Source organism: Streptomyces sp. NPDC055815 (assembly GCF_053616475.1).
Genome location: NZ_JBSHDU010000024.1, coordinates 40575 through 60407 on the forward strand (window position 1 = coordinate 40575; position 19833 = coordinate 60407).

General features: G+C 68.8%; 20 protein-coding genes. 7 read left to right on the forward strand and 13 right to left on the reverse strand.

All coding sequences use genetic code 11. From position 1 onward, the window contains the following. The first annotated feature begins 31 nt into the window (after positions 1 to 31). Complete coding sequence (locus ACWGN5_RS17450; protein ID WP_453515867.1) at positions 32 to 493, forward strand: hypothetical protein; 462 nt, start codon at positions 32 to 34, stop codon at positions 491 to 493. A gap of 115 nt (positions 494 to 608) precedes the next feature. Continuing rightward, positions 609 to 860 carry an amidohydrolase family protein gene (locus tag ACWGN5_RS17455; protein WP_453515871.1) on the forward strand — a complete coding sequence of 84 codons (252 nt, stop codon included), beginning with the start codon at positions 609 to 611 and terminating at the stop codon, positions 858 to 860. Positions 861 to 1279: 419 nt separating this feature from the next. On the opposite strand, the gene ACWGN5_RS17460 is transcribed toward ACWGN5_RS17455, so the two are convergent. The 3 genes from ACWGN5_RS17460 to ACWGN5_RS17470 all read right to left on the reverse strand — a co-directional run bounded on the left by ACWGN5_RS17460 (position 1280) and on the right by ACWGN5_RS17470 (position 5174). Then, a complete protein-coding gene (locus ACWGN5_RS17460; protein ID WP_453515874.1) occupies positions 1280 to 2974 on the reverse strand; it encodes an amidohydrolase in 1695 nt (564 codons plus the stop codon). A 165-nt stretch (positions 2975 to 3139) separates the two neighbouring features. After that, positions 3140 to 3904: an SDR family NAD(P)-dependent oxidoreductase gene (locus ACWGN5_RS17465; protein WP_453515876.1), complete on the reverse strand. Its 765-nt coding sequence runs from the start codon at positions 3902 to 3904 to the stop codon at positions 3140 to 3142. A gap of 733 nt (positions 3905 to 4637) precedes the next feature. Continuing rightward, positions 4638 to 5174, reverse strand: coding sequence for a hypothetical protein (locus ACWGN5_RS17470; RefSeq protein ID WP_453515878.1), 537 nt, complete (start codon positions 5172 to 5174; stop codon positions 4638 to 4640). 645 nt (positions 5175 to 5819) lie between these two features. On the opposite strand from ACWGN5_RS17470, the gene ACWGN5_RS17475 reads away from it, so the two are divergent. The 3 genes from ACWGN5_RS17475 to ACWGN5_RS17485 all read left to right on the forward strand — a co-directional run bounded on the left by ACWGN5_RS17475 (position 5820) and on the right by ACWGN5_RS17485 (position 8639). Next, positions 5820 to 6083 carry a helix-turn-helix transcriptional regulator gene (locus ACWGN5_RS17475; protein ID WP_453515880.1) on the forward strand — a complete coding sequence of 88 codons (264 nt, stop codon included), beginning with the start codon at positions 5820 to 5822 and terminating at the stop codon, positions 6081 to 6083. A 157-nt stretch (positions 6084 to 6240) separates the two neighbouring features. Continuing rightward, a complete protein-coding gene (locus ACWGN5_RS17480; protein ID WP_453515882.1) occupies positions 6241 to 7101 on the forward strand; it encodes a DUF6083 domain-containing protein in 861 nt (286 codons plus the stop codon). Between the two features lie 134 nt (positions 7102 to 7235). Next, positions 7236 to 8639: a UvrD-helicase domain-containing protein gene (locus ACWGN5_RS17485; RefSeq protein ID WP_453515883.1), complete on the forward strand. Its 1404-nt coding sequence runs from the start codon at positions 7236 to 7238 to the stop codon at positions 8637 to 8639. Between the two features lie 113 nt (positions 8640 to 8752). On the opposite strand, the gene paaE is transcribed toward ACWGN5_RS17485, so the two are convergent. The 10 genes from paaE to paaN all read right to left on the reverse strand — a co-directional run bounded on the left by paaE (position 8753) and on the right by paaN (position 17955). Then, positions 8753 to 9871: a 1,2-phenylacetyl-CoA epoxidase subunit PaaE gene (gene paaE / locus ACWGN5_RS17490; RefSeq protein WP_453515884.1), complete on the reverse strand. Its 1119-nt coding sequence runs from the start codon at positions 9869 to 9871 to the stop codon at positions 8753 to 8755. Continuing rightward, positions 9871 to 10386, reverse strand: coding sequence for a 1,2-phenylacetyl-CoA epoxidase subunit PaaD (gene paaD / locus ACWGN5_RS17495; protein WP_453515886.1), 516 nt, complete (start codon positions 10384 to 10386; stop codon positions 9871 to 9873). The genes paaE and paaD overlap by 1 nt, the downstream gene beginning before the upstream one ends. Continuing rightward, complete coding sequence (gene paaC / locus ACWGN5_RS17500; RefSeq protein WP_453515888.1) at positions 10380 to 11210, reverse strand: 1,2-phenylacetyl-CoA epoxidase subunit PaaC; 831 nt, start codon at positions 11208 to 11210, stop codon at positions 10380 to 10382. The genes paaD and paaC overlap by 7 nt, the downstream gene beginning before the upstream one ends. 8 nt (positions 11211 to 11218) lie before the next feature. Continuing rightward, positions 11219 to 11521, reverse strand: coding sequence for a 1,2-phenylacetyl-CoA epoxidase subunit PaaB (gene paaB / locus ACWGN5_RS17505; RefSeq protein ID WP_453515891.1), 303 nt, complete (start codon positions 11519 to 11521; stop codon positions 11219 to 11221). Further along, positions 11518 to 12501 (reverse strand): 1,2-phenylacetyl-CoA epoxidase subunit PaaA, encoded by a 984-nt coding sequence (gene paaA / locus ACWGN5_RS17510; RefSeq protein WP_453515894.1) that lies wholly within the window; start codon positions 12499 to 12501, stop codon positions 11518 to 11520. Before paaA ends, paaB begins: the two co-directional genes overlap by 4 nt. Before the next feature lie 77 nt (positions 12502 to 12578). Then, entirely contained in the window at positions 12579 to 13409 is an 831-nt protein-coding gene (locus tag ACWGN5_RS17515; protein WP_453515896.1) for an enoyl-CoA hydratase/isomerase family protein, read from the reverse strand. Further along, positions 13400 to 14284 (reverse strand): 3-hydroxyacyl-CoA dehydrogenase family protein, encoded by an 885-nt coding sequence (locus ACWGN5_RS17520; RefSeq protein WP_453515898.1) that lies wholly within the window; start codon positions 14282 to 14284, stop codon positions 13400 to 13402. The genes ACWGN5_RS17515 and ACWGN5_RS17520 overlap by 10 nt, the downstream gene beginning before the upstream one ends. Next, the gene (locus ACWGN5_RS17525; RefSeq protein ID WP_453515899.1) at positions 14281 to 15021 is read right to left on the reverse strand and encodes an enoyl-CoA hydratase/isomerase family protein; all 741 of its coding nucleotides are present in this window, start codon (positions 15019 to 15021) and stop codon (positions 14281 to 14283) included. The genes ACWGN5_RS17520 and ACWGN5_RS17525 overlap by 4 nt, the downstream gene beginning before the upstream one ends. 5 nt (positions 15022 to 15026) lie before the next feature. Further along, positions 15027 to 16250, reverse strand: a complete 1224-nt coding sequence (locus tag ACWGN5_RS17530; protein WP_453515900.1) for a thiolase family protein — start codon at positions 16248 to 16250, stop codon at positions 15027 to 15029. Continuing rightward, positions 16243 to 17955 (reverse strand): phenylacetic acid degradation protein PaaN, encoded by a 1713-nt coding sequence (paaN, locus tag ACWGN5_RS17535; RefSeq protein WP_453515902.1) that lies wholly within the window; start codon positions 17953 to 17955, stop codon positions 16243 to 16245. Before paaN ends, ACWGN5_RS17530 begins: the two co-directional genes overlap by 8 nt. Positions 17956 to 18093: 138 nt before the next feature. On the opposite strand from paaN, the gene paaI reads away from it, so the two are divergent. Further along, the gene (gene paaI, locus ACWGN5_RS17540; protein WP_453515976.1) at positions 18094 to 18483 is read left to right on the forward strand and encodes a hydroxyphenylacetyl-CoA thioesterase PaaI; all 390 of its coding nucleotides are present in this window, start codon (positions 18094 to 18096) and stop codon (positions 18481 to 18483) included. Further along, positions 18480 to 19826 (forward strand): phenylacetate--CoA ligase PaaK, encoded by a 1347-nt coding sequence (paaK, locus tag ACWGN5_RS17545; RefSeq protein ID WP_453515905.1) that lies wholly within the window; start codon positions 18480 to 18482, stop codon positions 19824 to 19826. The genes paaI and paaK overlap by 4 nt, the downstream gene beginning before the upstream one ends. The last annotated feature ends 7 nt before the right edge of the window (positions 19827 to 19833 follow it).

Here is a 19833-nt window from a genome sequence, read left to right on the forward strand (position 1 = left end):
CGGAGGCGGAAGAAGGGACTCAAGCGCCCGGGTGCTCCGCATTGCGGCCGCGCTCGGTGTTCCCGCCACCAGGTTGGTGGCGGAACGCGAGCAGGTGATGGCCGTGCAGCGAGCCGACGAGGTCGTCTGGGAGCAGTGCGACAAATACGAGGCCAGGTTCCCGGACCACATCGATGGTTCGGGCGTCATCGAGAACTACGTGGTGCGTATCAGCGCTGACGCGGCCGGCAGCAAGGTGTCCGAACCGCATCCGGTAGGCACCCTGGAGCACCTGTACGTGACCAGCGGGCAGGTGCGGGTGGGGCCTGTCGACAGCCCGGTGGAGCTCTCGACGGGAGACTTCGCCAGGTATCCGGGTGCCTTGGTCTGCCGCCGGAGGAGCCCCGACAGGGTGGGACGCCCTGCCGTGCGTCAGGCCGCCGGCGGTCCGCCTCGTTCGGATGCCGCGATGTGCCGCGGGCGGGCCGAGGCGACTGTGCGGGCCGCCTCGTAGGCCACGCGGCGCAGGGCGGGCGCGTAGCGAGCGGCGTCGAAGCAATGGTCGGCGCCTGCGATGGAGAGGGCTGCCACCGGCCGCCCGCCCGGGCCCGTGATTGGTGGGCAAGGGGATGCGGTCCAACGACGGCCCGGCGCAGAAGATCGGCCGGCAGGAGGCCTACGCGATGTGCGGCCGCAACGCGGCCGAGGTGCTCGGCTGGCCCGGGATCGGCGACCTCCACCCCGGCAGCCACGCCGACGTGGTCCTCCTCGACCGCGATCCGGTCACCTGCCCCCTTGAAGACCTGCCTGACACACAGGTCACCGCGGCGATCCTCGGTGGCAGGGTCATCTCCGGTGTCCTGCCCGGCGAGGACGCATAGCAGCAGCGGCCACGATTCGTTCCTGCGAGGGGCGCTGAGCCCGTGACGCCCCTCGCAGGAGCTTGGGTAACGGCCTGCTGGCACAGGGCCATGAGGCCAGCAGGCGCATGGTCGTGGAAGCACTTCGCCGGTGTTCCAATACCGCCACCTCGGCTCCCTCGCCTCTCCCGACACCCTCCTGCACCAGCCGCTTCCTCGAGCGCACAGCCGACGCCTCTGCACCGAGAGAGCAGTCAACTGCCCCTTCCCATGGTGCGCGGCCGACGTACATGACGCAGCCGACGGGTCCCGGTCCTGCGCCCGATGGACGGCGGTGCAAAGGCTCGCCCATTGGTTCGAACGTCAGGAAGACGAATGACGGTTGAGGCGCAGGGCCATGGGGTGGGGCCAGCGCGCACGGGCCCCACCCTGCCGTTGGTTCACGCGCCTGCGGCGGCTGCCGCAGGGCTGTTGTCGCGCTCGAACACCCGGCGCCCCTCGAACCACGTCTCCAGGACCGTGGTGGCATGGATCTGGTCGGTGGCGACGTCGAAGAGGTTGCGGTCGAGGACGATGAAGTCCGCCGACAACCCCGCCTTGATACGGCCGGTCACCTCGCTGAGCCCCATGGCCTGGGCGGGGTTGGAGGTGAAGGCTGCGATCGTCTGGGCGATGGTGAGGGCCTGCGACTCGTTGAGCGCACCGCTGACGGAAGGGTCGGGGTTGCGCCGGGTGACCATGGTCTCGAAACCGAGCCAGGGGTCGGGAGAGGGCAGGCCGGCCGGCCAGTCGGATCCGGCGGCCACCAGTGCACCGTCTTCCAGGAGGTCCTTGAAAGGCCAGCTGCGCGCGGTGGTCTCAGCCGGGATCTGCTGGTCGATGCTGGCCTGGAGGACGCTGGGGTACCAGATGTACGGCGAGGCATCGGCGACGACGTTGAGCGCGGCGAATCGGGGAATGTCCGTGGGATCGATGTACACGGGGTGGGCGATGTGGAAGATCGGTCCGTCGCCGCGTTCCTTGCGGATCTGTTCGATGGCGTCGAGGGCCTGGCGGACCGAGCCGTCACCTGTGGCGTGGAGCTTTGCGCTCAGACCGCGCGCGGTGATGTCACGAAGGGTCTCCACGAGCTCGGTCGTGTCCCACAGCAGGTCGCCGCGGAAGTCGGGATCCTCGGTGTGGTCGTGACAGATGTAGGGCGAGAGCATGGCGGTGGTACGGGTCATGGGCACGCCGTCGAGCATGAACTTGACGAAGTCGGGCCGGACATGGCGGCTTCGGGCCGCCTTTCCGGCCTCGTACAGCTCGGGGCCGGTGAAGCCGCGGTCGAGGAAGGTCCTGGCGGGCATCGAGTTGACGACCCAGGCGTTCAGCTCGCCCGCCTCTTCCAGGGAGGCGAGGGCCTTGAACAGGTAGGCCATGCTTCCGGCGTCCTGGACGCTGGTGATCCCGAACGAGTTGAGCTGTGCGATGGACGTCGAAACCGAGACACGGTCGTGGTTGTCGAGGTCCGGGATCGAGGCGAACCGCAGCTCCTCGGCCGTGATGGAGGTGAGTTCACGCAGGACGCCGGTGAGGCGGCCCTGGGTGTCGCGGACGTACTGGCCACCTTCCGGATCGGCCGTCTTGTCGTCCACGTTCAGGAGCTTCAGGGTGGCGGAGCTGACCCACCGGTTGTGCATCGAGTCGTCACGCAGGAGGACAGGCCGGCCACCGGAGGCCTCGTCGAGTTCGGCGAGCGCTCCGATGTCGTAGGTGACCTCGTCCAGGACGGTTGCGCCGATGATGCCGCCGACGATCCACTCGTCGGGGCCCAGCTGGGATGCGCGGTCACGGACCTTCTGGAGGATGTCCTGCTTGGAGTCGGTGGGCAGAAGCGACAGCTCCCAGGCGGTGATGGCTCCACCGAGGCCGATGTGGGCGTGTACGTCGCACAGCCCGGGCATGACGAACCGGCCGCCCAGGCGCTGGGTCTGGGTGGCGGGGCCGGCGAGCGCGGCGATCTCCTCGCTGGTGCCCACGGCCGTGATCCTGCCATCGGTCACAGCGAAGGCATCGGCCCACTCGTTGCCGCTGTCGGCGGTGTACACACGGGCGTCAACGACGACGAGATCGGGCGAGACGGTTTCAGACATGGGGTTCTCCTGGTGAACATGTGACAGCAGCGACTTCCGTGGTGCGGGCACGGAAGCGGTGGTGATCTGCGAGCCGGCATCGGCGGGAAACCCGGCCGCTCCTGTGGCCGGCATCCGCTTCGGGGCTTCGGAGACGAAGGCGCGTGGCGCCACGCAACGGGCCGGTCAGGCAGGGAAGTTCGACCGGGCGGTGTACCCGAAGTCGGAGAGAAGATTGACGCCGTTCACGGCAGCAGAGCGCTCAGAAGCCAGGTAGAGGACGCTCCACGCGACGTCGTCAGCTGACTGAACCGGGAAATCGACCCCGTCGAAGTCCTCGACTTCCATGCCTCGGCGGGACATGGGAGTGTCGACGATCGACGGACAGACACTGTTGACCCGGATTCCGTGCGCCTCGAACAGTTCGACGGACAGAGCGCGGGTGAGCTGCACGAGTGCGCCCTTGGAGGCGTTGTACGCGAGCATGCCGGGCGCGGCGACGAAACCGGAATCGGACCCGATGATGATCACTGATGCGTTGCGAGACGCCGACAGATAGGGAAGGGACCGCTTCACGGCGTTGAAGACACCGACGACGTTGACGTTGAGTACGTGCTGGAAACTCTCGGCGGTGACTTCCGCGACGCTCGCGCCCATCTCGCCCTCGACGCCGGCACTGGCGACGACTGCGTCGATGCCACCGAGATCGTTCGCGAGCCCGTCGATGGCCGCGGTGAGCGCCTTGTCGTCGGCTACGTCGGCGACCCGCCACAGGATCTTGTCCGCGTGGTCTGCCAGTTCGCCCTCCAAGGCCCGTCGGATGGTCTCCTCGGAGCGGCTCACGACGCCGACCGCTGCGCCGTTCTCGGCGAATGCCCGTACGGCTGCCGCCCCGATCCCGGAGGCACCGCCAGTGACGATGACACGGGCAGGAAGATCGGTTCGATTCATCTCATTCTCTTTCTGCACAGGAGTCCAGGCGTCGCCGATCTATTCGGCGAGGCGGAACGGAAGCCGTGGTGTGTTCGACCTCGGTGCCGAGACCGGGTCGTGGAGACTGGAGGTCGAGGGGGATCGAGTGTTCAGGTGGCCCGCAGGGGCCGCGAGGTCACCGAGCGGATGATCTTCCCTGTCTCGGAAGGATGGGACCGCTTCTCGCTGTCTGGGTGCCGAGCCTGTCTTGCTCGCCCGGTCTTGCGCCGTGGCGCATGTGCGGTTGGATCTCCCGCTCATGTGAGTGTGGAGTTCTGTGTCGCAAGGCGGCATACCTTGCCGAAGGATCTGGTGCCGGGACGGTACGTCCGGCTCACGGTGCCGCGCGGTGCGGGCCCGTGAGTACCTCTCCGTCGATGTTCACGATGGCCACTGGTCCGCCGCGTGAGCGAACGCCTGTCATCTTGTCCCCCTTTCGCGTGGCGGGACTCTCCAGTGAGGCGGTCGGCCTCCCGCGCAGCTTACGGTGCGTTCATAAACTTGTCACTAGGTGAATTAACTTCATCAGGCGTACGCTCTGCGGGTGCCGAAAGAGGGTAAACCGGCCAAATGGTCGAAAGTTTCGATTTCGTTTCATTTGATGTTGAACGTTCGGCGGGGTGGACTGTCTGGTCTCAGCCGGTGGCCATCAGGGCGCAGCGAGGCGGTCCGCCTATGGCTGCTCGGCCTTTCCGGCGGGTCCGGCCGTTGTTCACGCGAGTTGCCAGCCGGCCTCGTCTCCCGTGGGCGTCAAGGACCAACTGGACACGATGCCTACTGAGGCCAGGTGGTCGAGCTCGGACAGCAGGACCGTAGTGGGCAGGCCGCACATGCGGCCGAGCTGTCTGCTGTCGGCGGATCCTGTGCGTGACGGTTCCTGCGTGAAGCCGCGGAGCGCCAGGGTGAGGAGCTGGCCGGCCGGTCCAAGTCCCCGGACGCGTCCCTGCCGGGCTGCCCGCAGGGCCCAGTCGGCGGCGCCCGAACGCCTGCTGCGTCCGGGGATTCCGACGACGGGGTCGGTGAGCCACCCCGCGTAGGGAGCTGCATGGTCCGGAGGTGAGGTGATCCATCGGGCGTTGACGAGCTCTTCCCAGGCGGCCTGCGCACGCTGGATGCGCATGCCTCGCACCAGCCCAGGCCGCATCCAGGCGTAGCCGGCGGCGGTGGCGCGAAGAACCGACTGGAGCGCGAGGAGGCGAGCGCCGGGGCTGACGTCCTGGGAAAGCGAGGCGGCGAGATAGCTCAGCATCTGCCCCGCCAGCTCTGCGTCGCCCCCGGGCGGGCGGGTGCGCCGCCTGATTGTCCGAGAGGGCGGAGAAGAGTGTGGGGCCACGTGGACCGTCCTGGTCTCGGGCACGACGGAGGCGTTCTTCATCCCGCGGGCGCAGGCGGTGCACGCATCTGTGAGCCGCCACAGTCTTCCTCCTCGTTCGCATGCCAGAACGAGAAGGAGAGGGCCGTCGCAGCCCCGGTGCCGGGGATGCCAGCGGCACCCGCGCTCGTGACACTGGCAAGTCCTCAGGTAGGGAGGGAGATAGGAGCCCCTGGCATGGCGGGCCAGGTGCTCCAGTGCCGCGGAGCGGGCGCTGCGCCCACGGAGCACCTTCGGTGCGGCGGAGCACTGGGCGCAGACGAGCAAGGGGCCTTGCGGCTGAAGCCGCAGCTCGACGGTCCAGGTCCGTGAGATCTGCGGACGGCGCATGGTGCACAGCCTCATGGGCCGTGGGCTCCCTTCTGTCTGCTCCTCCATCGCCCAGCCATCGGAGGCGACGCGGTGAGGTGGTGGCGGCACACCGTAGTGCAGACCTCTGCCCTTTGCGCGGCGGCTTCACCCGCCCAAATAGGGCAGACATCTGCACTGACAGGGCAAGTAGCTGACCCTTCGGATGGACGGGTGACGATCTTGCCGCCCGAGCCGAACTTCGAAGCGCTGCGCCTTCGGCTCGCGCGGCTGAGGGGCGACCGGAACTGGTCCTACGACGACCTCGCCGAGCGGACCGGCAAGTCCAGGCGCACGCTCATCGAAATCGAGCAGGGCCGCACCATCGGATCTCTCGACACCTGGCACGCGCTCGGCCATGCCTTCGGTGTCCCCCTCGCGGAACTCTTCGCCGCACTCTGCGAAGGACACGCACCGCCAGGAGGAACCGCCGAATAGTCCTGCTTCCCGGCCTCGATGGACCACCCGAACCGGGCGTCAGAACCGAACGACAGGCCTATGGGTAGAGCGTGTGTGCCCGTTGATTGGGCTGCTCGGGCGAAGTAGCGGCCACGATCATCACAGGACAGGCGTGTCGCCTGGAACCTTCACGCTCATGCGCTTCACCCACACCACCAGCCGCCACTGGGACGGCACCCCCAACGCGCCCCACCGCCGGCGCGCACTGACCGTCGCCCCCGACAGCCCCAACCGCCTACTGCGTATCGCCCAAGGCTCCCGCTGCCAGGACTGCGGCAACCGGATCGACTGCCACATCACCATCAGCCACCAGCGCATCGGCCTGCACCCCGTCGAAGTGCCCGCCGCAATCGTCCCCGCCGAACACCGCTGGCACCTCGCCTCGGGCATCGCCCTCCCGGCCGGCGACGGCAGCCCCTGGTGCCGGCTCGCCCACGCCACCCTGTGCCCAGCCCATGGTGAACCCGGCTCGCTCCCGTCCACCCTCGACGAGATCAGGCGATGCCTCGCCCTGCACACCCGCCGCCTTACCGACACCGGGGCGTTCACCCCCGCGCGCGGACCTGAGACCACTCATCGCGACGACGCGCCCTGTGCGCCCGCCCGCCCTGTCGCCCAGTTCCTCTACGGCCGATACGTTGCCGCTGCGCGGGTCGAAGAGATCCGGTGCGTCGCCCAGACCGTGCGCCGCCACCACTGCACCAACCCTGTCCTCGCTCCCGGATCAACCCAAGGGCGCTGGACTCTCATGGCATTCGCCCCGCACCGCCGCGGCACACGAAGAGTCGACCCGTCCACCGCCGAATTCGCCGTATACGACCTGAGCCACCTCACCTACAGCGAACAAGTGCGCTGGCGTACTCAGCGCTGCCCCACACACGCGGCAACCAGCGGAGCCCCCGACCTCGCCCTGGCCGACTGGGAGCCCTTCGACCCGCTCCGCCACCACAAGTTCCTCGCCACCCGACTGCCAGGAAACAGCCACCGAAGCAAGTGACAGCCACCCCGCACGAAAAACCCAGTCGTGCGCCCTTGCTACCCCATCCGCGTTCGACCCGGAGCACAGCCACATTGTTCACGCCCACCGACGAACAAGCCCACGCAGCCGACCAATTCAGCGCCCACCAGCACATGGCCGTCCAAGCAGGAGCCGGAACAGGAAAGACCTCCACCCTTGCGCTGCTCGCACACAGCACCAAACGCCGCGGCCGCTACCTCGCCTACAACCGCGCCATCGCCCAGGAAGCCGCCACCCGATTCCCTCCCACCGTCACCTGCAAGACCGCCCACTCACTCGCCTACGCCGCCCTCGGCCACCGCTATGCCCACCGGCTCGGTGCCCCCCGCCGCCCCGCCTGGCAGACCGGACAAGACCTCGGCATCACCAAACCCGCCCGCATCGCCTGCCACACCCTCAGCCCCACCACTCTGTCCAACACCGTCCTGCGGACCGTGACCCGCTTCTGCCACTCCGCAGACACCACTCTCAGCCGTAGCCACGTCCCACCCTTGCGAGGCATCGACAGCACCGAACACCAAGAGGAGTTCGCCGGCTTCGTCGTCCCCTACGCCGAAAAGGCGTGGGCCGACCTGCAGAACCCCGAGGACGGTGCCGTCCGTTTCGACCCCGACCACTTCCTCAAGATCTGGTCACTGACGAATCCGAGGATCCACGCCGACTTCCTCCTGCTGGACGAAGCCCAGGACACCAACCCCGTAGTCGAGCACATCTTCAACAGCCAGCGTGACCACGCCCAGCTCGTCATGGTCGGCGACTCCGCTCAGGCCATCTACCACTGGCGCGGCGCCAAAGACGTCATGACCTGCTTCGAAGGAACCCACCTCGCTCTCTCCCACTCCTTCCGCTTCGGCCCCGCGCTCGCCGCCGAAGCAAACCGATGGCTCACCATCGCCGACGCACCGCTTCGCCTCACCGGCAGTTCCACCACGCCCACCGAACTGGGCCCCCTCACCACTCCGGAAGCGATCTTGTGCCGGACGAACGTCGGAGCCATGAAGAACGTCATAGAGCTCCTTGCCGCAGGTAACCGCGTCGCCCTCGTCGGCGGAGGCGACAGCCTCCGCTCCCTCGCTCTCGCCGCCCAGCAGCTTCAGGAAGGCCGCTCGACCAACCACCCTGAACTTGTCCTCTTCCCCACATGGGGAGCCGTCCAGGACTACGCCGCGTACGACCCCTCCGGACGCGACCTGCAGCCCCTGGTCGACCTCGTCGACACCCACGGAGTCCCGGCGATCCTTGCAGCAGTCAGCCGCCTCACCCAGGAACAGCACGCTCAGGTCACAGTCTCCACCGCCCACAAAGCCAAGGGGCGGGAATGGGCCCGGGTGCAGATCGCCGACGACTTTCCCCCGCCGAAAGACACCGACGCCAAGGACGCCAGCGGCCATCTCATCCCCGGGCCGATCGACCCCGGGGAGGCCCGCCTCGCCTACGTTGCTGTCACTCGCGCTCGCCGGCGCCTTGACCGTGGTGGCCTGTCGTGGATCGAACACCACCCAGACGGAACCTCCTAGCGGGTACACCCCGCGGGCGCCGTCACACCGCCGATCAGTCTCCGGCACGGCGCCCGCGGCCCGTGAAGCGCTCGAGACGCCGGCGAGGAGAGCTGGATCCGTCGGGAACGCCCTCAGCTGTCGAAGTCCACGGTCACGGTGTCGGAAACGGGGAAGGTCTGGCACGTCAGCACGTAGCCGGCGTCGACCTCAGCGGGTTCGAGCGCAAAGTTGCGACGCATGTCGGCCTTGCCGTCCGTGACTAGGGCGCGGCAGGTCCCGCACACGCCGCCCTTGCAGGCGAAGGGCATGTCAGGGCGGATACGCGCAGCCGAGTCCAGGATGGCGGCGTCACGCGAGAGCCCAGAGGTGGTGGAACGTCCGTCGAGAACGATGGTGACCTGACTGACCGGCCCGTCAGCCTGTGCTTCTTCGCGCCGGACGACGCGCGCCGGCTCGTCGTCGGCGAAGAACAGCTCCTGGTGCACCCGGTCGCCGGGCACGCCCAGCTCGGAAAGGACCCCCTGCGCGTCACGGACCATGCCGTGCGGGCCGCACAGCCACCAGTGGTCCGCGTCCTCCACGTCGACCAGTCCGTCGATGAGCGTCCCGAGCCGGTCGCGGTCGAGACGGCCAGAGAGCAGATCGGCCTCCCGCGGCTCACGAGACAGGACGTGCGCGAGCTGGAAGCGCGTGGGGTAGAGGTCCTTCAGGTCCGACAGCTCGTCGGCGAACATCACCGAGTCGGTGCGGCGATTTCCGTAGAACAGCGTGACCCGAGAGCGCTCGTCCGCGGCCAGCACCGACTCGGCGATGGAGAGCATCGGCGTGATGCCCGAGCCGGCGGCGATGAGGACGTGGTGGCCGGGCGCGGCCAGATCAGGCGTGAACGCACCGGTGGGGACCATCACCTTGATCGTGTCGCCCGGCCGTACATCGCGGACCAGCCAGGAGGAGAACAGGCCCTCGGGAACCTCGCGCACACCGATCCGGGGCGGCGCGCCGACAGGGGAGCAGATGGAGTACGAGCGCCGCTCATCGCGGCCGTCGACCAGGCGGCGCACGGTGAGTGACTGGCCGGGCTGATGAGCGAAATCCTCCGCCAGGGCGTCGGGGATCGTGAAGCTGACGGCAACCGCGTCGTCGCACAGCCGCTGAATCGCGGCGACCTGCAACGGGTGGAAGGCCGGGCGGCGGCGCGTGCGGGGCGCCGAGGCGGGGGCACCGGCGGTCGGAGCCAACAGGTCTTCCATCAGATCTCCTTGACGTGCTCGTAAGGCTCGCGGCAAGTCCGGCAACGCCGCAGCGCCTTGCAGGAGGTGGCGGCGAACCGCGAGGTCTCCTCGGTGTCAGTCGAACCGCAGCGCGGACACGGCACCGCGGGCCGGGTGGCAGACAGCGTCAGCAGCATCGGGCCGGACCCGTGGCGCGGCGCCGGGCCCGGAGGGGCGATACCGTGCTCGGCGAGCTTGTCGCGTCCGGCGGGCGTGATCCAGTCCGTGGTCCACGGAGGGTCGAGCACCGTGCGGACCACCACGCGCTCGAAGCCGGCTGCCTTCAGACGAGCATCGACGTCGGCGCGCATTTCCGCCATGGCCGGGCAGCCCGAGTAGGTGGGCGTCAGGCTCGCGACGACAGTCCCGTCCGCGTCGACGGTGACCTCCCGCAGCACGCCCAGGTCTGCAAGGGTGAGCATGGGCAGTTCGGGGTCCGGCACCTGCTCGGCGATGGACCGGGCATGGGTTTCGTCCAGGAGGGTGGTCACCATGTCGCCTCCGGGTGTGCGCGAGCCACGCTCTGCAGCTCGGTCAGCAGGGGAGCCAGGTGCTCTGTGCGGTCCCCGTCGCGCCCGGAACCGGGCAGCGGCTTGCCAGAGGGCATCGGCAGTCCGGCCGCTTCGGTGACCTGCCGCAGCACTGCCAAGACCTCGTCCCTGACGTCGTAGGCCGTGAACAGCTCGCCCAGGTAGGGGCCGATGTGCCGCAGGGCTGCCTGCGCCCGGCCGTGGGATTCCTCCGTGCCGTCGCCCAGGCGAACGACCCACTCGGCCGCGTACTGGCGGTGGTACGCCAGTTCCTTCACACCCTTCGCCGCGATGGCAGCGAGCACCGGGTCCGGGGATGCCGTGAGCTTCTCGAACTGCGCGAGCCGCCAGCTGGAAAGCACCAGGAGCCGCACGATGGAGAACGCGAAGTCACCATTGGGCAGTTCGGCCAGGCGCACGTTCCGGAAGTCTTCCGCGTCGCGGAAGTAGGCGTACGAGTCCTCGCCCCGACCCGTCCCGTCGATCTGGCCGCAGCGCGCGTACAGCAGGCGGGCCTGGCCGATCAGGTCGAGGCCGATGTTGGCGAGCGCCACCTCCTCCTCCAGCTCCGGGGCACGGGTAGTCCATTCGGCCAGGCGCTGGGCGGACACCAGGGCGTCGTCACCGAGTGCCAGACAGCACGCAGCCACCTCCCCGGTGTCGACACCCTCGGGCACCGAGGTGTCCACGCCGTGCAGCGGGTCCTCGAAACCCGTACCGAAGGCCCAGCGGGCGTCGCTGTCCCCGTGCCCTTCGGCCAGGGACAGGTAGACGTGATCGTCGGTCATTCCTGCTCCTAGATGTGCGGGACGTCGTCGGGGATGTCGTAGAACGTCGGGTGCCGGTAGACCTTGTCGACGCTGGGGTTGAAGAAGGGATCCTTCTCGTCACGCGTGGACGCGGCGATGTGATCCGAGCGCACGGCCCACAGACTCACTCCCTCATTGCGACGCGTGTACAGGTCGCGGGCGTGGGTGAGCGCCATCCGGTCATCGGCAGCACGCAGCGAGCCCACATGCACGTGATTGAGGCCCCGCTTGCTGCGCACGAAGACCTCGTACAGCGGCCAGTCGTGCCTCGTTCCATCCGCCCCGTTCATGCCACTGCTCCCTTCTGAGCCGCCGCACGCTTGGCCGCGTGGACGCTCGCTGCCTCGCGCACCCAGGCGCCCTCTTCGTGTGCGGCCCGGCGCCGCTCCACGCGCTCTTCGTTGCACGGCCCGTCGCCGGCGATGACCTGCTTGAACTCGGACCAGTCGGGCGTGCCGAAGTCGTGGTGTCCGCGCTCGGCGTTCCAGCGCAGCTGCGGGTCGGGAAGCGTCACGCCGAGCTTCTTCGCCTGCGGGACCGACATGTCCACGAAGCGCTGGCGCAGCTCGTCATTGCTGTGCCGCTTGATCTTCCAGGCCATCGAGGCGGCCGAGTTGGGGGAGTCCTCGTCGGGCGGGCCGAACATCATCAGCGACGGCCACCACCAGCGGTTCACGGCGTCCTGCACCATCTCCCGCTGCGCATCGGTGCCGCGCATCATCGTCATCAGCAGCTCGAATCCCTGCCGCTGGTGGAAGGACTCCTCCTTGCAGATCCGCACCATCGCCCGGGCGTACGGCCCGTACGAGCTGCGGCACAGCGGCACCTGGTTGCAGATTGCCGCACCGTCCACGAACCAGCCGATCACGCCGACGTCGGCGAAGCTCAGGCTCGGGTAGTTGAAGATCGAGGAGTACTTCTGGCGCCCCTCGATGAGCTTGTCCGTGAGCTCGGAGCGGTCCGCGCCGAGGGACTCGGCCGCGGAGTACAGGTACAGGCCGTGGCCGGCCTCGTCCTGCACCTTCGCGAAAAGGATCGCCTTGCGGCGCAGCGACGGTGCGCGAGTGATCCAATCGCCCTCCGGCTGCATGCCGATGATCTCCGAGTGCGCGTGCTGCGCGATCTGGCGGATCAGCGTCTTCCTGTACGGCTCCGGCATCCAGTCACGCGGCTCGATCCGCTGGTCCTTCGCGATCGTCGCGTCGAAATGCGCCTGGAGCTCCGGCCCGGCGCAGCCTGCGGCTGACCATGCGGAGTCTGTCGTGGTCATCTGCCACTCTCCCTACCGACCGTTCGTTCGGTCAATGATGCGAGTATTCCCCTGCTCCGGCAAGTGCCGGTCAGTGATCAGCGTCCGGAGAAGGACGGCTTCCTTCCGGCGAGGAAGGACCGCACTGCCTTCCTGTGGTCCTCGGTCGTGCCCAGACGCTCCTGAGCTGCCGCCTCGCGATCCAGCACCGTGGCGAGGCTCTTGCCGGCCGCATTCCGCAACAGCGCCTTGACCTCGCCGTATGCGGCGGTGGGGCCCGCGGCCAGTCGGCGGGCAAGATCCAGGCCCTCCGCGGCGGCGCCGCCGTCCGGCACGACCCGATGGACAAGTCCCCACTGCCGGGCTTCCTCGGCACTGAAGCGGTCCCCGAGGAGCATCAGGGCGGCTGCGCGCGATGGGCCGACAGCCTGCGCCAGTGTGCTGCTCAGGCCGCTGTCTGCAGCCAGCCCGATCCCGGTGAACGCTGTCGAGAAGTGAGCCCTTGCTGCCGCGACCCGCACATCGGCGCAGAGCGCGATCCCCAGCCCGGCACCGACACAGGCACCCTCGATGGCGACGACGACCGGCTGTGGGAGCTCGTGCAGCGCCTCCACCAGCGGGTTGTACTCGTCGCGCACGATCTCGAAGGCCGAGGCCGGTCTGCTCTCAAGGGCTTGGGCGTGCTCCTTGAGATCCTGCCCGACACAGAAGTTGCGGCCCTGGGCGGTGAGCAGCACCGCCCGGACCTGTTCCTTCTCGTTGTGCACCCGGCGTACGGCGGCGAGCAGCCCGAACCGCAGAGCAACGTCGAGCGCGTTCCCGGCGGAGGGCCTGCGCAGTTCGATGCAGGCGACGCCCTCGTCCAGGGTGTATCCCACGCTGCCGCGTGATTCCCCGGTCGCAACCGATTCGGTCGTGGTCACTGCCATCGATAGAACCCTTGTCCTGTCTTGCGGCCCAGCTCGCCGCGGGCGACCTTCTCGCGCAGCAGCTGGGGCGGTGCGAAGCGCTCGCCGAGCGTGGCGTGCAGGTATTCGGCGATGGCCAGCCGTACGTCGAGTCCGACCAGGTCGGTCAGGCGCAGCGGTCCCATCGGATGCTTGTAGCCGAGCTGCATGGCGTCGTCGATGGCTTCCGGTTCCGCGACACCCTCCTCGACCATGCGGATCGCCTCCAGGCCGAGCGCGACGCCGAGGCGGCTGCTGGCGAAGCCGGGGGAGTCCTGGACGATGACGTCCTTCTTGCCGAGGGAGTGCGTCCAGTCGAGGGCGGCCTGCACGGTCTCGGCCGCGGTGTCGGGGGCGACGACGACCTCGACCAGCTCGGAGGCAGGTACGGGGTTGAAGAAGTGCATGCCCAGGAAGCGGCCCGGCAGCGCGAGGGTGGCCGCGAGGTCGGTGACCGACAGCGAGCTGGTGTTGGTGGCCAGCACCGTCGTCGCGCTCACTGACTTCTCGGCGTCGGCCAGGAGCCGGGCCTTGAGAGCGGCGTTCTCGGGTACGGCCTCCACGACCAGCCCTGCCTCCGCCGGCAGATCGCCCACCGCGTTCACCGTCGCCACCCGGGCCATCACCTGCTCCACGGGCTCGGCGAGTCCGCCTCGCTCGGTGGCCCGCTTCAGGCCGGTGGCGACGCGGTCCAGTGCGGCGGCCGCTGCCTGCTCGTCGCTCTCGACGATGGTCACGGACGAGCCGGCGGCTGCGAAGGACTGCGCGATGCCGGCGCCCATCCGGCCTCCGCCGATCACTGCGACGACCGCGGGCGGGGACGGCTGGGCAGGCGTCGATGTGGGTGCTGGGGTCATGCCCGGCTCCTCTTCTCCAGGAAGCGTGTCATGCGGTCCTTCTTGTCCGGGCCCTCGAAGAGCACCGCCTGCGCCAGATCGTCGGCGACCGGATGGGCGCCGGGGGAGTCGACCACCAGCTTCGTCAGACGCAGGGCCGTGGCCGATGAACGCGCCATGCGGTCGAGTAGGTCGTGGGCCGCGTCCAGCAGCTTCTCGGCCTCTACGACGTCGATGACGAGCCCTGAGGCGAGCGCCGCCTGGGCATCGAGGTTCCGCCCCGCAAGCAGTACCTGCTTGGCGACCGACTCGCCGACCAGCTCGGGCAGTCGCCAGCAGGCGCCCGCAGCGGCGAGGATGCCGAGCCCCGGCTCAGGGTTGCCGAAGACGGCATGGGGTCCGGCGATACGGATGTCGCAGGCGTAGGCCAGTTCCGCCCCACCGCCCAGAGCCCAGCCTTCGACGGCCGCGACCGTCGGCATCGGCAGTCGCCGGACTCGCTCGAACAGGCGACTGTTGATGCCCTGGAGAGCCTCGTCCCGGCCACGCCGCAGCAGCTCTGCGATGTCGGCGCCGCCCGCGAAGACGTTGCCGTGCCCCGTGAGAAGCAGCAGCCTCGGCTCGCGCTCCAGCAGGGCGCACACATCGTGAAGCTCGTCGATCATCTGCCCGCTGATGGCGTTGCGGGCCTCGGGCCGGTGCAGCGTGACGACCACACGGTCCTCACGCTCCTCCACCAGAAGAGTCTCGTACGTCATGCGCGTCACACCCGCTCCACCAGCATCGCGACGCCCTGGCCGACACCCACGCAGAGCGTGGCCAGGCCTCGGCGGGCATCCTCACGCTCGAGCCGTCCGAGCAGCGTCAGCAGGATGCGGGCGCCGGAAGCGCCAAGCGGATGACCGAGGGCGATGGCGCCGCCGTCAGCGTTGACCCTTTCCTCGTCGAGCTCGAGGCGGCGGATCACCGCCAGAGCCTGCGCGGCGAACGCCTCGTTGAGCTCGATGGCGTCCAGGTCCCCGACCTGCCACCCGGCACGGGCGAGGACCTTCTCCGTGGCCGGGACGGGGCCGAGACCCATGAGATTGGGCTGCACACCCGCTGAAGCGGACGTGATGATCCGGGCCCGCGGGGTGAGCCCGTAGCGCTCCACGGCCGCCGCGCTCGCCAGCACCAGGGCGGCGGCGCCGTCGGAGAGCGGCGAGGAGGAACCCGCGGTGACGATGCCGTCCTTGCGGAAGATGGTGCGCAGCGCACCGAGCTTGTCCAGCGTTGTTCCGGCACGCGGCCCTTCGTCGCGGGTCACCTCACCGTCTGCCACCGCAACGGGCACGATCTCCCTGTCGAAGCGGCCCGCGTTCTGGGCCGCGATGGCGCGCTGGTGGCTGCGCAGCGCGAACGCGTCCGACTCGGCACGGGTGATGCCGTCCAGGGCCGCGACCTCCTCGGCGGTTTCCCCCATCGAAAGGGTCACCTTCACGGTCTTCGGACCTGCACCTTCAGGGACGGCCCTGTCGCTGGCGGTGAACCGCGGGTTGGTGAAGCGCCAGCCCAGCGAGGTGTCGTGCGTCTGGCCCGGCTTGGCCCACGGGGTTCCGGGCTTCTCCATGACCCAGGGGGAGCGGGTCATGGACTCCACACCGCCGGCGATGACCAGCTCCGCCTCACCGGAGCGAATCGCCTGCGCCCCGCAGGCCACGGCGCTCAGCCCGGAGGCGCACAGCCGGTTGACGGTGTAGCCGGGAACGGTGTGGGGGAGCCCGGCGAGCAGCACCGCCATGCGTGCCACATCCCGGTTGTCCTCGCCGGCCTGGTTGGCGGCGCCCAGGATGACCTCCTCGACGGCCTCGGCCGGGATCCCCGAGCGGCGGACGGCCTCGCCGACGGCGAGGGCCGCGAGGTCATCGGGGCGTACGGAGGCCAGGGCGCCGCCGTAGCGGCCCTGGGGGGTGCGTGCTCCGTCGATCAGGTAGACCTCGTCAGGCATCGGTGGACTCCTCGGCGGGTACGGGCCGGCGTGACTGCAGCGTGGCGAAACGGCCGGTGACGAAGGCGGGGTCGGACAGCGTGGCGCTTGCTGCGGGGTTGGCCGCGCTGCCGTGGAAGTCGCTGAACGCGGCGGACTGGTTGACGAAGATCGCCCCCGTGAGGTTTTCCGACAGGTGCACGCCGGCATCCAGGGCCGCCGACTCGGCCGCCGCCAGCACGTCTTCGCTCGTGGAGTGGACGCCGGCCGTCAAAGCGCCGTGCCGACGCACCGTGTCACGGAAGATCTGCAGGCTGTGCTCGGTGGAATCGGTGCTGATGACAAAGGAGACGGGGCCGAACCACTCGCGGGAGTACGCCTCTTCGTCGGCCCTGGCGTCCAGGCGGGCAAGCAGCGGCGTGCGGACCACCGCCCCCGGGGAATCGGGGTGCTCGAGGGACGTGGAAGGACGCACCGTACGCCCCAGGGAGGCGGCCAGCTCCAGGCGCTCAAGCACGCCGTTGTTCACGACCGCCCCGAGAACGCCCGCCGCGCGTGCCGGATCGGCGAGCAACTTGTCCAGCGCGGCGGCGAGATCATCGGCGAACTCGTCAGCGGTCCGCACTCCCTGATCGGTGGCGATGCCCGTGAGGGGAATCAGCAGGTTCTGGGGAGTGGTGCACATCTGTCCGCTGTACAGGGACAGAGAGAAGGCCATGTTGCGCAGCAGGCCCTGGTAGTCGTCCGTGGAGTCCAGCACGACGGTGTTCAGCCCGGCCTTCTCCGTGTACACGGCAGCCTGGCGGGCGTTGGACTCCAGCCAGTTGCCGAACTCGGTGGATCCGGTGAAGTCGATGACCCGCACGTCCTCATGCAGAGCGAGGAAGCCTGCTGTGCGGTCCTCGGGCGTCTCCGCGGCGAGCACCACCACGTTGGGGTCGAACCCCGCCTCGGCCAGCACTTCACGGGCGATGCGCACCGTGATGGCGAGCGGCAGCACCGCACTGGGGTGCGGCTTGACGATGACCGGATTTCCCGTGGCGAGCGAAGCGAACAGGCCCGGATAGCCGTTCCAGGTCGGGAAGGTGTTGCAGGCGATCAGCAGAGCCACACCGCGGCCGACCGCGGTGAACTTCTTCTGCATCACCAGCGGGCCGCCCTTGCGCTGGGGCTTGCTCCAACGCGCCGATGCCGGATGTCGCTTCTGCTCCGCCCAGGCGTAGGCGACCGCTTCCAGACCGCGGTCCTGCGCGTGCGGGCCGCCGGCCTGGAAGGCCATCACGAAGGCTTGGCCGGTCGTGTGCTGAACGGCGTGAGCGATCTCGAAACTCGCCTCGTTCAGCCGGGACAGGATCTCCGCGGCGACACCTGCGCGAACGTCGGGATCTGCGTCGCGCCAGGCGGCCGCGGCGGCCCTGGCGGCGGAAACCGCCTCGTCCGGCGAGACGCGGGGATAGGTGATGCCGAGGGGGAAGCCGTACGGAGAGGTCTCCGCCGGCGACAAGCGCCCCTCGCCCGGATGCCCCGGGAGGTCGAACGGCTCACCGATCTGGTCCTGGAAGGTTGTCTCCCCGTTCTTCGCGGCGTCCGCGCCGTACACCGATCCACTGGGCGATTCCGGGTACGGAGTCCAGTGGTCACGGTTCGCGGTGGCGGCCACGGCCTGCTCTAGCAGCAGGCGATGGCGCGCGAAGAAGTCGGGGCCCTTGGTGATCTTCTGCAGCATGTGGTCCACCTCTTGACAGGCAGTGGTGTTGCTGGATTACTAGGCCGTGCCGCACGCTAACCGAATGTTCGGTCGGTTCACAAGGTGGGTGGAACAGTGAAGCAGACCACTGACACGGATCCCGGGCCGGTGGAGAAGATGCTCGCCGCCGACGAGGCCTCACAACGGCTCGGTATCGAACTTCTGGAGCACAGCACAGGGACCGCAGTGCTCCGCATGACCGTCAAACCTGACATGGTCAACGGGCACAAAATCGCCCACGGCGGGTACCTGTTCCTGTTCGCCGACACCGCCTTCGCCTGCGCCTGCAACAGCCACGGCCCCGTCACAGTCGCGGCCGGGGCCGACATCGACTTCATCGCACCCGCATACGAGGGCGATGTGCTGGTGGCCACAGCCAAGGAGCGCACCAGGTTCGGCCGTAGCGGCATCTATGACGTGAGCGTGCTGCGCGGCGACGAAGTGATCGCGGAATTCCGCGGCCGCAGCCGCACCATCCGGAGTACGGGAACGAAGGAGTCGCGATGAGCAGCGAACCGATGAAGCCGACGCCCAGAGGAGCCCGCCTGGGAGAACCGCTCCCCGAGGAGCTTCTCGACGACACCGAGCGGATGCCGCGCGAGGAGCTGAGAGCAATTCAGCTCGAGCGCCTGCAGGTGACGTTGCGCCACGCCTACAACAACGTGGAGCTCTACCGGAAGAAGTTCGACGACGCCGGCGTCAAGCCCGACGACTGTCGCTCCCTCGAGGACCTTTCCCGGTTCCCCTTCACCACCAAGGCAGACCTGCGGGACACCTACCCCTTCGGCATGTTCGCCGTCCCCATGGCCGACGTCCGCCGCGTGCATGCCTCCAGCGGCACCACCGGCCGCCCCACTGTTGTCGGTTACACCGAGAACGACCTGGATATGTGGGCCGATGTGGTTGCCCGTTCGATCCGCGCCGCAGGCGGCCGCCCCGGGCACAAGGTCCACATCTCCTACGGATACGGGCTGTTCACCGGCGGGCTCGGCGCCCACTACGGCGCTGAGCGGGCCGGATGCACGGTTATCCCCGCCTCCGGCGGCATGACCGCCCGCCAGGTGCAGATCATCCAGGACTTCCAGCCCGAGATCATCATGGTGACACCCTCATACATGCTCACCCTGCTCGACGAGTTCGAGCGCCAGGGCATCGACCCGCGCTCCACCTCCCTCAAGGTCGGCATCTTCGGCGCCGAGCCGTGGACCGAGGAGATGCGCCGCGAGATCGAAGACCGCATGGACATCCACGCCGTCGACATCTACGGACTGTCCGAGGTGATCGGCCCGGGTGTCGCCCAGGAGTGCGTCGAGACCAAGGACGGCCTGCACGTATGGGAGGACCACTTCTACCCCGAGGTCGTCGACCCGATCTCCGGTGAAGTCATGGCCGAACAGGAGGAGGGCGAGCTGGTCTTCACCTCCCTCACCAAGGAAGCGCTGCCGATCATCCGCTACCGCACGCGCGATCTGACCCGCCTGCTGCCCGGCACCGCGCGCCCCGCCTTCCGGCGCATCGAGAAGATCACCGGACGCAGCGACGACATGATCATCCTGCGCGGAGTGAACGTCTTCCCCAGCCAGATCGAAGAGATCGTCCTGCGCGTACCCGAGGTGGCCCCGCACTTCCAGATCCAGCTGAGCCAGCGCGGCCGGATGGACCACATGACGGTCCGCGTCGAGGCCCGCCCCAACACCGGACCCGAGCAGCGCGAAGCGGCGGCCAAGGCGATCGCCACAGGCATCAAGGACGGCATCGGTGTGACCGTCGAGGTGGAAATCGTCGATCCCGAAACGCTGGAGCGCTCGCTCGGAAAGCTCCGCCGCATCAAGGATCTGCGCAAGGCATGATCCCGTG